This is a genomic window from Cupriavidus malaysiensis, from assembly GCF_001854325.1.
Taxonomy (GTDB): Bacteria; Pseudomonadota; Gammaproteobacteria; order Burkholderiales; family Burkholderiaceae; genus Cupriavidus; species Cupriavidus malaysiensis.
Genome location: NZ_CP017755.1, coordinates 2,360,065 through 2,375,060 on the forward strand (window position 1 = coordinate 2,360,065; position 14,996 = coordinate 2,375,060).

14 protein-coding genes are annotated in these 14,996 nt (G+C 70.3%); 4 read left to right on the plus strand and 10 right to left on the minus strand.

Going from position 1 to position 14,996, the window contains the following annotated elements; all coding sequences use genetic code 11:
- Nucleotide 1: 1 nt before the first annotated feature.
- The gene (locus BKK80_RS29955) at nucleotides 2-712 is read right to left on the minus strand and encodes a response regulator transcription factor (protein ID WP_071019013.1); all 711 of its coding nucleotides are present in this window, start codon (nucleotides 710-712) and stop codon (nucleotides 2-4) included.
- Nucleotides 713-854: 142 nt separating this feature from the next.
- Nucleotides 855-1,037, minus strand: coding sequence for a hypothetical protein (locus BKK80_RS37045; protein ID WP_071038626.1), 183 nt, complete (start codon nucleotides 1,035-1,037; stop codon nucleotides 855-857).
- An 804-nt stretch (nucleotides 1,038-1,841) separates the two neighbouring features.
- Between BKK80_RS37045 and cysK the strand changes: the two genes are divergently transcribed.
- The gene (gene cysK / locus BKK80_RS29965) at nucleotides 1,842-2,759 is read left to right on the plus strand and encodes a cysteine synthase A (protein WP_071019010.1); all 918 of its coding nucleotides are present in this window, start codon (nucleotides 1,842-1,844) and stop codon (nucleotides 2,757-2,759) included.
- A 98-nt stretch (nucleotides 2,760-2,857) separates the two neighbouring features.
- Here cysK and BKK80_RS29970 read toward each other — a convergent pair whose 3' ends face one another.
- The 6 genes from BKK80_RS29970 to BKK80_RS29995 form a co-directional block, all read right to left on the minus strand.
- On the minus strand, nucleotides 2,858-3,550 hold the full coding sequence (locus BKK80_RS29970; protein WP_083384456.1) for a phosphorylase: 693 nt from the start codon (nucleotides 3,548-3,550) through the stop codon (nucleotides 2,858-2,860).
- Complete coding sequence (gene shc / locus BKK80_RS29975) at nucleotides 3,538-5,571, minus strand: squalene--hopene cyclase (RefSeq protein ID WP_071072439.1); 2,034 nt, start codon at nucleotides 5,569-5,571, stop codon at nucleotides 3,538-3,540. Before shc ends, BKK80_RS29970 begins: the two co-directional genes overlap by 13 nt.
- Before the next feature lie 191 nt (nucleotides 5,572-5,762).
- Nucleotides 5,763-6,530, minus strand: coding sequence for a presqualene diphosphate synthase HpnD (gene hpnD / locus BKK80_RS29980; RefSeq protein ID WP_231908095.1), 768 nt, complete (start codon nucleotides 6,528-6,530; stop codon nucleotides 5,763-5,765).
- A gap of 378 nt (nucleotides 6,531-6,908) precedes the next feature.
- A complete protein-coding gene (locus BKK80_RS29985; protein ID WP_236903834.1) occupies nucleotides 6,909-7,481 on the minus strand; it encodes a BON domain-containing protein in 573 nt (190 codons plus the stop codon).
- 137 nt (nucleotides 7,482-7,618) lie between these two features.
- Nucleotides 7,619-7,822: a cold-shock protein gene (locus BKK80_RS29990; protein ID WP_008650922.1), complete on the minus strand. Its 204-nt coding sequence runs from the start codon at nucleotides 7,820-7,822 to the stop codon at nucleotides 7,619-7,621.
- Between the two features lie 317 nt (nucleotides 7,823-8,139).
- Nucleotides 8,140-9,435, minus strand: coding sequence for an Hsp70 family protein (locus BKK80_RS29995; RefSeq protein ID WP_071072441.1), 1,296 nt, complete (start codon nucleotides 9,433-9,435; stop codon nucleotides 8,140-8,142).
- A gap of 238 nt (nucleotides 9,436-9,673) precedes the next feature.
- On the opposite strand from BKK80_RS29995, the gene BKK80_RS30000 reads away from it, so the two are divergent.
- The 3 genes from BKK80_RS30000 to BKK80_RS30010 are packed head-to-tail and all read left to right on the plus strand — an operon-like array spanning nucleotide 9,674 to nucleotide 12,795.
- On the plus strand, nucleotides 9,674-10,660 hold the full coding sequence (locus tag BKK80_RS30000; protein ID WP_157903428.1) for a Bug family tripartite tricarboxylate transporter substrate binding protein: 987 nt from the start codon (nucleotides 9,674-9,676) through the stop codon (nucleotides 10,658-10,660).
- A 45-nt stretch (nucleotides 10,661-10,705) separates the two neighbouring features.
- A complete protein-coding gene (locus BKK80_RS30005; RefSeq protein ID WP_071019003.1) occupies nucleotides 10,706-11,905 on the plus strand; it encodes a CaiB/BaiF CoA transferase family protein in 1,200 nt (399 codons plus the stop codon).
- Nucleotides 11,902-12,795: a citryl-CoA lyase gene (locus BKK80_RS30010; protein WP_231908093.1), complete on the plus strand. Its 894-nt coding sequence runs from the start codon at nucleotides 11,902-11,904 to the stop codon at nucleotides 12,793-12,795. The genes BKK80_RS30005 and BKK80_RS30010 overlap by 4 nt, the downstream gene beginning before the upstream one ends.
- A gap of 69 nt (nucleotides 12,796-12,864) precedes the next feature.
- Here the strand turns inward: BKK80_RS30010 and BKK80_RS30015 are convergent, their stop codons facing one another.
- Entirely contained in the window at nucleotides 12,865-14,103 is a 1,239-nt protein-coding gene (locus BKK80_RS30015; protein ID WP_157903368.1) for a GGDEF domain-containing protein, read from the minus strand.
- A gap of 147 nt (nucleotides 14,104-14,250) precedes the next feature.
- On the minus strand, nucleotides 14,251-14,979 hold the full coding sequence (locus BKK80_RS30020) for an IclR family transcriptional regulator (protein WP_071019001.1): 729 nt from the start codon (nucleotides 14,977-14,979) through the stop codon (nucleotides 14,251-14,253).
- Nucleotides 14,980-14,996: the final 17 nt, after the last annotated feature.

Consider the following 14,996-nt stretch of genomic DNA (forward strand, 5'->3'; position numbering starts at 1 on the left):
TTCACTCCGCCTGCTCATCCGCTGCATTCACGCTCTCGAAACGGTAACCATGGGAATAGACGGATGTCAGCCTGACCCCGTTCTCCGGGCGCAGGGACAGCTTGATGCGCAGCCGCGACATATGGGTGTCGAGCGTGCGCGAGCCCGCGCCGATGCTGCGGCCCCACACCGCCTGCTCCACCACCTCCCGCGACAGCAGGCGGCCGATGTTGCGGAACAGGAAAAGCGCCAGCTCGAACTCGCGCGGCGACACTTCGACGGGCTCACCGCCCACCAGCACGGTGCGCGCGCCGGCGTCCAGGCAGTAGTTGCCCTGGCGGACGATCTGTTCCTGCTGGGCGGCCTCGGGATAGGCGCGGCGCAGCAGCGCCTGCACGCGCGCGTTCAGTTCCGCGCGCCGGATCGGCTTGATCATGTAGTCGTCGGCGCCCACGGTCAGGCCGGCGACGATGTCTTCTTCCTGGGAGCGGCTGGTGACGAACAGGATCGGCGGCAGGCGCCCGGAGTTCTGCCGCACCCAGGACACGATCTCCGGACCGGCGATGTCGGGCAGTTGCCAGTCGACCAGCAGCAGGTCGAAGACCTGGTCGCGCAGGGCCCGCAACAGGCTCCTGCCGTCGCCGAAGCTGGTGCATTCGTGGCCGGCGTCCACCAGGATCTGCCGGATCAGCTCGGATTGGTCTTTGTCATCCTCGACCGAGGCAATTCTCATACTTCCCTCTTCTGCCTCCGCCGCGCCCACCTGGCACGGCTCCGGAAACGCGCCAGGGCGCCTTTCCTGCGCATGGTACATAACAGCCCCCCCTTCCGTCGACCCTGCCGGGCGGGGGACTGCTCCCGGTTGCCGGTGGCCTTCATTGCCGGATGAAGGTCTCGTATTCCAGCCTGCCCGGCCTGCGATCGAGCAGCTGCAGCGCCGCGCCACCACCCTCGGCAGGGCCGCGGCGAAGCCATGGCCGTACCAGGTCGGGCCCCGGCTCCAGCGTCAACCGCGCCAGACAGGGGTTCAGCATCAGGAACAGCGCGTTCAGCGGCACCTCGTGGCGCTGCTCCAGGCAGAAGTCGAGATTGAGCCCCCGGCAGCGCCAGCACCCAGCGGCCCGCCGCGAACAGCAGCCGTGCGGCGATCGCCTGCACCTTGACGACCCCGTACCGGCCCAGGCGGACGGTGAGCGCCATGATGCCGCGCAGTTCGAAACCGAAGCCGGCCATCTCCGTGCCCCCCGTACATCGGGCTGCGCGGCGAGCGTGGCAGTTCGATGCCGTCGGGGATGGTGCTGGAGCGCTGCGCCGGCCTCTTAGCAGGCACGGCCCAAGGTGTCGGAGACGTGCACGCACGGCTCGCGGAAATTCGCGCAAATCGCTGGCCTGCGGCCCATCGCGCTGGAACGCATAGCGGCTGCCACGGATCCACTGGCTCTGGAACAGGTCGATCTTGCGTTCCCTGGTGTCGATGCCGTGTCGGACACCGGCAGCGGGCGCCGCTGGCGCGGAGCGGACTTCGAAGGAGAATCCCAGGGCGCTGCGGAAGACGATTCCGACCAACGCGCTCAGTGCCCCGCTTCAGCAAATGAGCCAAAGAAGACCTTTGGCTTGAGAATTTTCCCCGTGATGACGCCGAATGTTAGCGTTTGAAGTCAATGGCTACTGTCAACAACTGTGTCCCGAGCACAGCGATCCACGCCCATCGACACGCCCGGCAGGCGCGCAGCCGCAGCGCGGAACCTGCCGCCACGCCGGACCGATGGCCCGCCAAAGCCGCTAGAATCACGCCGGCGAACCGGCACGCCGGCATTCGGACGCGCCGCCAGGCACCAGGCACCAGTCAACGGAGAAACCAGATGAAGGTCGACAATATCCTGCACACCATTGGCGGCACGCCGCACATCCGCATCCAGCGCCTGTTCGGCGACCAGCATCGCGTCTGGATCAAGTCGGAGCGCAGCAATCCGGGCGGCTCGATCAAGGACCGCATCGCCCTGGCCATGATCGAGGCCGCCGAGCAGGACGGCCGCCTCAAGCCGGGCGGCACCATCATCGAGCCCACCTCGGGCAATACCGGCATCGGCCTGGCCATGGTGGCCGCGGTCAAGGGCTACAAGCTGGTGCTGGTGATGCCGGACAGCATGTCGATCGAGCGCCGCCGCCTGATGCTGGCCTACGGCGCCACCTTCGAACTGACTCCGCGCGAGAAAGGCATGAAGGGCGCTATCGCCCGCGCCGAGGAACTGGTCGCGTCCACCCCGGGCGCCTGGATGCCGCAGCAGTTCGAGAATCCGGCCAACGTGGCCGTGCATGAGCGCACCACCGCGCGCGAGATCCTGGCCGACTTCCCCGAAGGCGTCGACGTGCTGATCACCGGCGTCGGTACCGGTGGCCATATCACGGGCTGCGCGCGCGTGCTGAAGGATGCCTGGCCCAAGCTCAAGGTCTATGCCGTCGAGCCGACCGCCTCGCCGGTGCTGTCCGGCGGCGCGCCCGCGCCGCACCCGATCCAGGGCATCGGCGCCGGCTTCGTGCCGCGCATCCTCGACAGCGGGCTGCTCGACGGCATCATCCAGGTCGATGCCGAGCCGGCACGCGAGATGGCACGCCGCGCCGCGCGCGAGGAAGGCCTGCTGGTGGGGATCTCTTCCGGTGCCACGCTGGCGGCGATCGCGCACAAGCTGCCCGAGCTGCCGGCCGGCGCCACGGTGCTGGGCTTCAACTACGATACCGGCGAACGGTACCTGACGGTGGAAGGGTTCCTGCCCGCCTGAGCGCCTGATCCCTGCCCTCGCGCTCCCGGCAGGCCCGCTGCCGGGAGCGGCAGGGCTTGCAGGATGCGGCCCGGCACGGAAGGCCGGGCGCCCTCCGCTCAGCCTGCCGGCAGGGCAAACCCCGCGCCGACCCTTCCCCGCACGGACTTCAGCGTCGCCCGCGCCGCGGACGCGTCGCGCGCCAGCCGCAGCAGGCCGCCGATCTGCCCGGGCGCGCGCAGCAGGCTGCGCAGCACGGCCGGCACGTCGGTGCTGCCGTCGGCCGCCATGCCCGCCAGCGCAGCCGGCGGCACGGCACGGTCGGCCGGATCGATCACCACCCGGCAGGCGGCGAAGCGCAGGCCGCGGGCCTGGGCGAAACGCGCCGCAAGATGGGATTCCATGTCGACGCCGAGCGCGCCGGTGCGCTGGTGCAGCGCGCGCTTGCCGGCCAGGTCGGTGACCGCGGCATCGGCGCCGGCCAGGCTGCCGACGCGCGCCTGCGGCAAGGCCCGGCGCAGCGCGCCGAGCCAGTCGGCGTCGGCGGGGTGCAGGCTGGTGCCGTCATGCACGCCGTCGGCCAGCACCACGGCGCCGGGCGCCAGTCCCGGCTCCAGGCCGCCGGCCACACCGAAGCTGATCACGCCCGCGCAGCGGGGCCAGTCACCCTGCTCCAATGCCGCCTGCAGGGCGCCGGCGCGGAAGCCGTAGAGCGTGGCGACACCGGGCGCGGCCGCCAGCCGCGCCTCGAAGTCCATGCCGCACACGACCAGCACGGACGCGTCGCGCCCGCCGGGACTTACATGCCCCATGCCACGTGGCGGCTGCCGGCGCGCCGCAGGTTGCGGTAGCGCGCCAGCGCCCACAGCGGGAAGAAGCGCGCGTAGCCGTGGTAGCGCAGGTAGAACACGCGCGGGAAGCCGGTGGCGGTGAAGTGCGCCTCGGCCCAGAAGCCGTCCTCCTGCTGCGTGGCCTGCAGGTAAGCAATGCCGCGCGCGACGGCCGGATGCGCCACGGCGCCGGCCGCCATCAGCGCCATCAGCGCCCACGCGGTCTGCGACGCCGTGCTCGGCGCGCGCTCGTAGCCGTGGTATTCCAGCTTGTAGCTGGCGCCGTCCTCGCCCCAGCCGCCATCGTCGTTCTGGATGCCGACCAGCCAATCTGCCGCGCGTTGCATCTCCGGCGCGTCCGGCTTCAGGCCCGCGGCATTGAGGGCGCACAGGGCACTCCAGGTGCCGTAGATATAGTTCATGCCCCAGCGGCCATACCAGCTGCCGTCCGGCAACTGTTCGGCCAGCAGGTAGCGCAGCGCACGCGCCGCCGCGCTGCAGCGCTCGGGCATCTCGCCGAGCTGGGCCAGCATCGACAGGCAGCGCGCCGACACGTCGGCGGTGGGCGGGTCGAGCAGCGCCCCGTGGTCGGAGAAGGGGATGTTGTTCAGGTACAGGTGGGTGTTCTCGGGCTCGAAAGCGCCCCAGCCGCCGTCACTGCTCTGCATGCCCACGATCCATTCGGTGGCGCGCGCGATGCTGTCGGCAAAGCGCTCGCGCTGCCCGAGCGGCACCGGCGCGTCGACGCGCGCCGCGCGGTCCATGGCCATCGCCACCACCGCGGTGTCGTCGACGTCGGGATAGTAGTCATTGGCGTACTGGAAGGCCCAGCCGCCGGGGCGCACGTCTGGGCGGCGCACGGTCCAGTCGCCCTTCACCTCGAGCACCTGCAGCGGGCGCAGCCATTGCAGGCCGCGCTCGGCCGCCGCGGTGGCGCGCTCGCCGCCGGCTTCCAGCAGCGCGTGGCTGGCCAGCGCGGTGTCCCACACCGGCGACAGGCAGGGCTGGCAGTAGGCTTCGTCGTGGGCCTCGTCCCCGGCTTCGTGGACCACCAGCAGGTGTTCGATCGATTCGCGCGCGATCGCGCGGTCGGGGTGGTCCGCCGGCACGCCCAGTACGTCGAACATCATCACCGAGTTGGCCATCGCGGGGAAGATCGCGCCGAGCCCGTCCTTGCCGTTCAGGCGCTCGACCACGAAGGCGCGCGCGCGCTCGATGGCGCGCCGGCGCAGCGCGTCGGGGAAGAGCGGCTCGGCCACGCGCAGCACGCCATCCAGCATGCTGAACGCGGTGAACCAGAAACGGCTCTGGTGCGGCGCCTTGGGCAGCAGCCGCGTGGCCTGGCACGGCCGCAGGAACAGCTCGTCGATGCCGATCTTGCGCGGGTTGCGTGCCTGCGGGCGCAGGCTGTTCAGCACCAGCAGCGGCACGATCACGGTGCGGGCCCAGTACGACACCTTGGACAGGTGGAAAGGAAACCACTCCGGCAGCAGCATGATCTCGACCGGCATCATCGGCACCGCGCGCCACGGCATCACGCCATACAGCGCCAGCAGCGTGCGCGTGAAGACGTTGCTGGCCTCCGCGCCGCCCATGCGATGGATGGCAGCGCGCGCGCGCTGCATAGGCTCGGCGTCCGGCGACTCGCCGATCATCTTCAGCGCGAAATAAGCCTTGACGCTGGCGCTGACGTCGGACGCGCCGTCATGGAACAGCGGCCAGCCGCCGTCGGCATTCTGGATGCGGCGCAGGTAGCGGCCGATGCGGGCCTCCAGCCGGGCGTCGGCGTTCTCGCCGAGGTAGTGCACCAGCAGGACGTACTCGGACGGGATGGTGGCATCTGCCTCGAGTTCGAACACCCAGTGGCCATCGGCTTTCTGGAGCGCGAGCAGCGCGTCGGTGGCGCCGGCGATCGCCCGCTCGAGCGCATCGTCGCGGGCCGCATCCTGCGCGGCGCCGGCGTCCGGGGCGGGGGAACTCTTGGAAACTGCTAGCTGGGTCATGGTCGGCAGAACCCTCTTCTTACTCTGACTTTCAAACTGCGGTATTCAAACTACGGCCGTCGAACTGCGGTCTTCGAACGACGCGGACGACTGGCTTCGAACAGATGCCGAACGGCTTCCGTGGCGCGGGCGGCTGCCGGTCGATGCCCGCACCCGGACATCTCCGGCATGGCCGCGCGCGGCCTGCCCGCTCAGCCCAGCGCGTGGCGCAGCACCAGCCACAGCAGGCGCACGCGCGGCACCTTGGCGCGCGCACGCGGCGCATTCCAGCCACGCGCCAGCATGCGCACCAGGATCTCGTGGTAGACGGCGGCCATGATGCGCGGCGAGCGCACCTGCCGCGCCGGGCAGCGCGCCATGATGGCGTGCGACCGGTCATAGTGCGCCTGCGCCTCGCGCGCCAGCCCGGCGCAGACCTGCCCGATGGCGGGATGGGCGATCACCTCGCGCGGCTCGCCCGCCGGGATGCCCGCCTGCGCCAGCGCCTCGGCCGGCAGGTAGAGGCGGCCCAGCTCGGCGTCCTCGTCGATGTCGCGCAGGATATTGGTCAACTGCAGGGCCCGGCCCAGGTGGTAGGCGAGCGCCACGCCGTCCTCGCGGCCCATGCCGAACACGCGCACCGCCAGCCGCCCCACGGCGCTGGCGACGCGGTCGCAGTACAGGTCCAGCGTGGCGGCGTCCGGCGCGCGGATATCGGCCACCACGTCCATCGTCATGCCGTCGATCACGGCCAGGAAATCGGCCTGCTCCAGGTCGTAGCGGGCGATCTGCCTGGCCAGTTCGGCCAGGGCCGCGGGCGGCGCGCCGGCATAGCAGGCGGCGATGTCGCGGCGCCAGGCATCCAGGCCGGCCAGCCGCGCCGCATGCGGCGCGTCGCCGTCGGCGATGTCGTCCACCGCGCGGCAGAAGGCGTAGATATGGAACATGGCCTCGCGCTGTGGCGCGGGCAGGATCCGCATGGCCGCATGGAAAGAACTGCTCGACGAGACGACATTCGCCTCGGACGGCATGCTCGGCGCTGCGATTTCGGTACCAGACACGTCACTCCTCGGCACGCTCTGAGCCATCCGGCAGGCAAGGCGGCGGCAAGCAGGCCGTTCGTGATGAGCCGGCGAGGCCAACAGCGAGTGCCCTGGCCTGGAGCAGGCCGCGGGGGCCGCAGGCAGGGCTGGCGCGTCATCGTGGAACAGCCGCTTGGCATGCCGGTCGTGCAAGCAGCGGATGGCGGAATTGGGGGTGGGCCGGATTATAGCAACATCGCCGCGGCCGGCCCGGCGCTCACGGGCAGGCCGGGCGGCCGGAACGCACAGCACGCGGCGGCGCGGCCCGCGCGCGCGTCACTTCGGCGCAGCCGCGGCCGGATGAAACAAGGGGTACGGCACACCGCGCGCCGGCGTGGCGGTGGTCTGGTCGATCACGCGCTCGGCGTCGGCGACCTCGCGCAGCGCGGCGAAGAAGGCCGCCGCGGGGAAATCCGGCGCGGTGCAGCCCTGCACCAGGATCCAGCGGGCGCTCACCGTGATCCACAGGGAGCTGCGGCGCCAGGCCGGCAGCTGCAGGTCCAGCGTGTGCAGGCGGCGCTGCAGGCTGTCGGCGACATCCTTGTCATATTGGTAGGCGTTGGGCAGGCGGCAGCGCCCCTCCAGCCAGCAGTGGTTGCCATGCTCGATGCGATGGTGCGACTCGCGCATCCACTCGGCCTCGCTGACGCGCGGCCCGGCCGGTTCCGGGCAGGCGGGCACGGCCGCGCTGACCTGCAGGAAGGGATCGTTGCCGCGGTTGAGCAAGGCGGTGTCGTCCGCCCACGCGGACGGCGCCGCGGCGCAGGCAACGGTCAGCAGGGCGCCGATGCCTGCGCGCCGCAGCGCGCACGGCAACCGGCGGGACGCGGTAGACCTGGCAGCGGCCATGGGTACCTCTCCACTTGGAAGGGCGGCGGCAACGGCACGCGGGACGGCCCCGGGGCGCACCCGGCGCCACAAAAAAACAAGCCCCGCACGGGGCGGGGCTTGTCCTTGTCGGCAGTATCAGCCGGCGTTCAAGCGGCTCAGATCGCCTGGATCTTGGTGGCCTGCTCGCCCTTCTGACCCATGGCCTTGACGTAGCGGACCTTCTGGCCTTCCTTCAGCGACTTGAAGCCATTGCCTTCGATCGCGGAGAAGTGCGCGAACAGGTCGTTGCCGCCTGCGTCCGGGGTGATGAAGCCAAAGCCCTTAGCGTCGTTGAACCACTTAACGGTACCGGTTTCCATTTTGTTTGTTACCTCAGATTTCAAATAAGCTCGTTTTGCTCACCAAGCATGATGCCCAGAGAATGGTGGCGGCCGGAGCCTAACAACCACACACTGCGCCAGTATGTCAGCGAACCAACGATACGCCCGACAATAAAGTCACCAGATGGTGCACATGCGAGTGCCCATTTTCAACGAATTCGCTCGGCTGTCAATCGGGAAAGGCCTGAGAAAATATGTCTTGGCGCAAAAAGTCATTCAATATTTCCAACAACAGAGATTAGCGCCATCTACTTCCCCCGCGAACGGGGCATATCTTCGGCGATCGACCCGTGCTTTCAGCCGAACTTGCGTGCCGCGTCAAGCGCCAGGCCCGCGCCGATCCCCCCGAATACGTCACCTTCGACGCAGCGCGCCTGCGGCAGCTGGGCCGCCAGGCGCTGCCGCAGCAGCGGGACCGAACTGGAGCCGCCGGCAAACAAAATCGTGTCAACCTCGCCGGCATCCACCCCGGCACTCTGCAGCAAATCCGCCACGGTGCGCTCCACCTTGCCGACCAGGCGGACAATGGCCTCGTCAAAATCGGCGCGCCCCACCTCCAGGCTCTCCCCCGGGGCAATCCGGCCCAGGTCCAGGCGCGCTGCCGTTTCGGCCGACAATATGATCTTGGCCGACTCCACCTGCAGGGCCAGCCAGTGGCCGGCGCGTTGCCGGATCAGCGTGAGCAGGCGGTCCAGCGGCGCCTTGTCGCCGGCGTCGCGGTAGTTGTCCATGACATGCGCCCAGGCCTTGCGCGTGTAGACCTGGTTGATGGTGTGCCAGCTCGCCAGGTCGAAGTACAGTCCCGAAGGCATGGCCTTGCCGTTGCGCAGCGAGCTGCCCAGCCCCAGCAGCGGCATCGCGCTGGCCAGGCTGAGGCTGCGGTCGAAGTCGGTGCCGCCGATATGCACGCCCGCACTGGCAAGGATGTCGTCGCGCCGGTCAGCCAGCCCGGCGCGCCGGGGAGACAGGCGCAGCAGCGAGAAGTCGGACGTACCGCCGCCGATGTCGGCCACCAGCACCAGTTCCTCGCCGCCGATACGCGCTTCGTAGTCGAAGGCGGCTGCGATCGGCTCGAACTGGAAGGCGATGTCGCGGAAACCGGCCGCGCGCGCGATGTCTTCGAGCGTCTGCTGCGCCACCCGGTCGGCTTCATCGTCCTCGTCGATGAAGCGCACCGGCCGGCCCAGCACGGCCTGCGTGAACTCGCGGCCGGCGGCCGCCTCGGCGCGGCGCTTGAGTTCGCCGATGAACTGCGCCAGCAAGCCGCGGAACGGCATGGCCTGTCCCATGACCTCGGTGCAGTCATCCATCATCGAGGTGCCCAGCAGGCTCTTCAGCGAGCGCATCATGCGCCCCTCGTAGCCTGCCAGGTAATCGTCCAGCGCCGCGCGGCCGTAGCTGACCAGCGGGTCCTCCGCATGGAAGAAGACGATGGACGGCAGCGACGACTTGCCCTCCTCCAGCGGCAGCAAGGCGGCTTCGCCGGGCCGGTACCAGCCCACCGTCGAATTCGACGTGCCGAAATCCACACCGCACGCCTGTGCCTGCCTGTCCTGCCAACCCCCGCTCTGCAACGTCAAACCCCGCTCCATCAATCCGCGCCGGAATACACCCGGCCGCCCGGGCACCGGCGGCGGGCGCGCGCTGCCGGCCGGACATTGTAGTGGCAAGCGGCGCCGCGCACCCGGAACTTGACAGCGGCGGTTCCGCTCCCTATTCTCGCATCGTTCTTTTGAAAAGATCGTTGTTCTATTCTACAGAATATTGAGTGGAAGACGACCTGGCCGGCCGCGCACCGCGCCTGCCCCGCCCCATGCACCTGGAGACATGATGAAGCACCCCTACTCCCCCCTGCGCCGGCTCTTGTGCCTGTTCGGCGCGGCCTGCCTGGCCGCCCCCGCCCTGCCCGCGCTCGCCGCCGGCGACTACCCGGCCCAGCCGGTGCGGCTGGTGGTACCGTTCCCGCCGGCCGGCGGCACCGATGTGATGGCGCGCCTGGTCTTCAACAAGATCGGCACCGATGCGCACTGGAACGTGGTGGTGGAGAACCGCGCCGGCGCCGGCGGCAACATCGGCCTGGACGCGGTCGCCAAGGCCAAGCCCGACGGCTACACCCTCGGCATGGGGCAGACCGCCAACCTGGCGATCAACCCCAGCCTCTATCCGCGCATGCCCTACGACGTGCTGAAGGATTTCGCGCCGGTGGCCCTGGTGTCGGCCCAGCCCGTGGTGCTGGTGGTGCGCGCCGACGCGCCGTTCAAGACCGTGGCCGACCTGGTCGGCGCGGCCAAGGGGCGCACGCTGTCGATGGCCTCTGCCGGCACCGGCACCGTGGGCCACCTGACCGGCGAGATGTTCGCCCGCCGCGCCGGCATCAGGGTGCTGCACGTGCCGTACAAGGGCGCCTCGCCCGCGCTGACCGACCTGCTCGGCGGCCAGACCGACTTCTACTTCGCCACGCCGCCGATCGCGCTGCCGATGATCAAGGCCGGCAAGCTGCGCGCCCTGGCCGTGACCTCGGCCAAGCGTTCCGCGCTGCTGCCGGCGGTGCCGACCGTGATCGAATCCGGCTACGCCGGCTTCCAGGCCGAGGACTGGAAGGCGGTGGTGGCGCCGGCCGGCACGCCCGCCGAGGTGATCCGCCGCGTCAATGAACAGACCAACAAGGCACTGGCCTCGCCCGACACCATCAGCAAGATGCGCGCCGAAGGCAGCGAACCGCGCGGCGGCACGCCGGCCGAGCTGGCCGCCTTCATCAAGGCGGAGCACGCGCGCTGGGGCGCCATCGTGCGCGAATCGGGCGCGCATGTAGAGTAAGGCGCGCCACCCGCCCGCCACGCAATCCCTTTCGATACCAGACAGATGCATAAACCGCTACGCCATATCCGCGTGCTCGACCTGACCAATGTGCTGGCCGGGCCGTTCTGCTGCCACCAGCTGGCGCACATGGGCGCCGAGGTGATCAAGGTCGAGACGCCCGGCACCGGCGACCTGGCGCGCCAGCTCGGCGCCGATCCGGAACTGAACCGCCGCCTGATGGGGGTGTCTTTCCTGGCACAGAATCCCGGCAAGCGCTCGATCACGGTCAACTTCAAGCACGCGCGCGGCAAGGAAGTCTTCCGCAAGCTGGTCGCCAGCGCCGACGTGGTGGTGGAGAACTTCCGCCCCGGCGTGATGGACCGCCTGGGACTGGGCTATGCCGCGCTCAAGGAAGTCAACCCGCGCCTGATCTACTGCGCGATCTCCGGCTTCGGCCAGGACGGCCCGCTGAGCGGACTGCCGGCCTACGACCAGATCATCCAGGGCATGGCCGGCGTGATGCACATCACCGGAGACCCGGACACCGCGCCCTACCGGGTCGGCTATCCGGTCTCGGACACCATCGGCGGCATGACCGCGGCCTTCGCCATCGCCGCCTCCCTGGCCGACCGGGAGCGCGAGACCGGCTACTTCCTCGATGTCTCCATGCTCGAGTCCACGCTCTGCACCATGGGCTGGGTGGTCTCCAACCACCTGATCGCCGGCAAGGCGCCGGTGCCGATGGGCAACGAGAACATGACGGCCAGCCCCTCCGGCACCTTCCGCACCGGCGACGGCCTGCTCAATATCGCCGCCAACAAGCAGGAGCAGTTCGAAGCGGTCTGCCGCGTGGTGGGCCGCCCCGAGCTGGCGGCGGATCCCCGCTTCGCCGAGCGCCAGGCCCGGCTGCAGCACCGCGCCGAGCTGACGCGCGAACTGGAGGCGGAACTGGCCAAGGGCAGCGCCGACGACTGGTGGCAGCGCCTCAACGAGGCCGGCGTGCCGGCCGGTCCGGTACTGAGCGTGCCGGAAGCGCTCGCGCACCCGCAGGTGGCCACGCGCGGCATGGTCGGCACCTTCCCGGCGGCACCGGGCGTGGAGCGCGATATCCGCCTGGTGCGCACCGGCTTCAAGGTCAACGGCGCGGCGCCGGCGGTCGACACGCCGCCGCCCGAACTCGGCCAGCACACCCGCGACATCCTTGCCCAGCTCGGCTACGACGACGCCGAGATCGAATCCCTGAAAGAGGAACGAGCCATATGAAGGAAGCCATGATGAACCAAGGCATGAAAGCCGCCGCCGACGACGGCGGCATCGACGCCGGCCAGCGCCTGTCGCAGGACTGGTGGCACACCGGCATCATCGACATGCGGCCCGGCGAGATCCGCTACCGCGGCTATCCCATCGAGCAGCTGATCGGGCAGGTCTCCTTCGCCCAGATGATCTGGCTGATGCTGCGCGGCGAGCTGCCCGGGCGCGGCCAGGGCGAGCTGCTCGACGCGGCCCTGATGTCCGCGGTCGACCACGGCCCGCAGGCGCCCAGCATCGCCATCGCGCGCATGGCGGCCACCTGCGGCGTCGGCCTCAACAACGCGATGGCCTCGGCGGTGAACGTGCTGGGCGACGTGCACGGCGGCGCCGGCGAGCAGGCTGTGGAGCTGTACCAGGAGATCGCGCGCCGCATCGACACCGGCCTGCCGCAACAGGAAGCCGTGCAGGGGGCGCTGCAGGACTGGCGCGAGGCGCATGGCAAGTTCGTGTCCGGCTTCGGACACCGCTTCCACCCGCTCGATCCGCGCGCCCCGCGCCTGCTCGAACTGGTCGACCGCGCCGCCGCCGACGGCGTGGTGTCGGGCCGCTATGCCGGCATCGCGCGCGCGATCGAGGCCGAACTGGGCGCGGGCCGCAGCAAGCCGATCCCGATGAACATCGACGGTGCCACCGCGGTGATCTACGCGGAGCTGGGCTTTCCGGCGCCGCTGGCGCGCGGGCTGTTCTGCCTGTCGCGCTCGGTCGGCATCCTCGCCCATGCCTGGGAACAGACCCAGCAGGGCGGCCGCAACAAGGGCCCGATCCCGCGCCAGTTCATCTGGACCTACGACGGCCATCCGCCGCGCGATGTACCGCCGCAGGACCGACCGCCGCAGGACTGAAGCCTGCGCATCGCGGCCGGTGCAGGAGCGCCGGCCGCTCTCCCATCGATTGCCCTGCCGCCCTGCCCCTCAGGCCGGCTGCAGCGCGCCATCCTCGTCGGCGTCCTCGTCCCCATCCTCATCGCGCACCGGCATGCCCAGGCTCGACGCCAGTACGAGGCGGTCGCGCCCGCGCTGCTTGGCGACATAGAGCGCCCGGTCCGCCGCAGCGAACAGGCCTTGCCACAGGGCCTCGCGGCTGCCGTCGGCGCCGTCGATCTGGGCCACGCCGATACTGACCGTGGCGCTGCCGCGCCGCCCCGGCAGGTCGATGGCCCTGACCTTGCGCAGGATGCGGTTGGCCAGGGCGCAGGCCTGTCCCTCGTCGGTGTAGGGACAGAGGATGCAGAACTCCTCGCCGCCGTAGCGGCCGGCCACGTCGGAAGCCCGCCGCGAATGGTCGATGGCCTGCGCGATCTGGCGCAGCACGGCATCGCCCACGTGGTGTCCGTGGCTGTCGTTGACCTGCTTGAAATAATCGACGTCGATGGCCAGGCAGGTCAGCGGCTCGCCGCCGCGCTGCCAGCGCGCGATCAAGGCGTCGGCGGCCTGGTCGAGCGCGCCGCGGTTCAGCAGGCCGGTCAGCGCGTCCAGGCGGGCGCCGCTCTCATTGCGCGCGATGATCTGCTCGGTGGCCAGCAGCGTGCAGCCGAAGCAGCCAAGCAGCGAGCCCACCAGCGGCAGCGCCACCCACAGCGCGCGCGAGCTGTCGGCGACGAAGAACAGCGACTGGCCGGAGGCATCGACACCCAGGGCGTGCACCATGCCGGCGGCCTGGGTCAGCAGTTGCAGCAGGCAGCCCAGCACCGCCAGCGGCGCGCCGATACTGCGTTGCGACACGCCCGAATTCAGCAGCGACAACAGGGTCAGCAGCGACACCGTGCCCAGCATGCCGAAGCCGGACAACTGCAGCAGCGCGACCGCGTTGTGCTGCTGTGAGGCGTACAGCAGCACGGCCAGGGCCAGCAGCGCGGCCACGCGCAGCAGCGTGCGCCGCTCCGGCAGCCCGTAATAGACCCGGACGCCGAGGAAGATCGCCAGCCGGCCCAGCAGGAAGGCCCAGCCCGCCAGGGCGATCAAGGTGTAGGAGCCGGTGCCGATGGTGGAGGCCAGCGCCATGCCGGCACCGGCCACCAGCGCATAGCCGGCAGCCCAGATCCGGCCGGCCTCGCTCGCGCGCAGCGCCACCGCCAGCCCGGCCGCCATGACCAGCATGCTGGAGAACACCACCATCATGACGACTACCAGAGTTTGCTGGACCAGGTACACGGATGCCCTCTTTAGTATCCCGCGCGTGCTGCCGCCCCCTGTCCCCGGGGGGCGGCGGCCAGGCTGGATCATATCCGCCTTGCACAGGGGGGCACACCCCACTAAGGGTCCGGTCGGCCACACCGCTCGCCCCAGGGCGGCGGACCGTCAATCCGGGTAGGGAAATACCCCGCCCAGCTCCGCGCTCAGCACGCGCGCGGCGCGCAGCACGCTGGCACGGAACGATGCATCGAAACGCGGTGTCGGGCAGGTCAGCGTCAGCGCGCCCTTGAGCTCGCCGCCGGGCCCGAACACCGGCGACGACACGCCGGCGATGTCCGGGCTGCGGTCGCCGACCAGCTCGACCACGCCTTCGTCACGGATCTTCTGGTACAACTCGCCGCGCGCGCCGGAGAAGGCGCGCAGCACGCGCCCGCCGGCGCCACGGTTGCGCGGCAACAGGTCGCCGGCGCGGATATGGTCACGCACCGGCTGCGGTGAATCGACACGATACAGGCAGAGACGGTGCTCGCCCTGATCGACATGGAAGGCGGCGCTCTCGCGCGTATCCTGCACCAGTTGGCGCAGCACCGGCATCACCACCGCCTCCAGCGAGAACGAGGCCGCGTAGACGGCATGCAGCCGCGCCACCTCCGGACCGAGGCCATAGCGGCCGTCCCCGTGGCGCACGACCAGGCGCGCGTGCTCGAGCGAGGCCAGCAGCCGCAGCAGCGTGCTCTTGTACAGGCCGCTGCGCTGGGCCAGTTCGGCCAGCCCCAATGTGGTATCGCCCAGCCGGAACGCGGACAGCACGAAGAGCGCGCGGTCGACCGCGGCCGCCCCGCCAGGCGCGGCGTGCTTGTCGGCTTCGGAGAGTTGGGCGGCTTTACGTGGCATGCGCGGGGAGGCTCGAG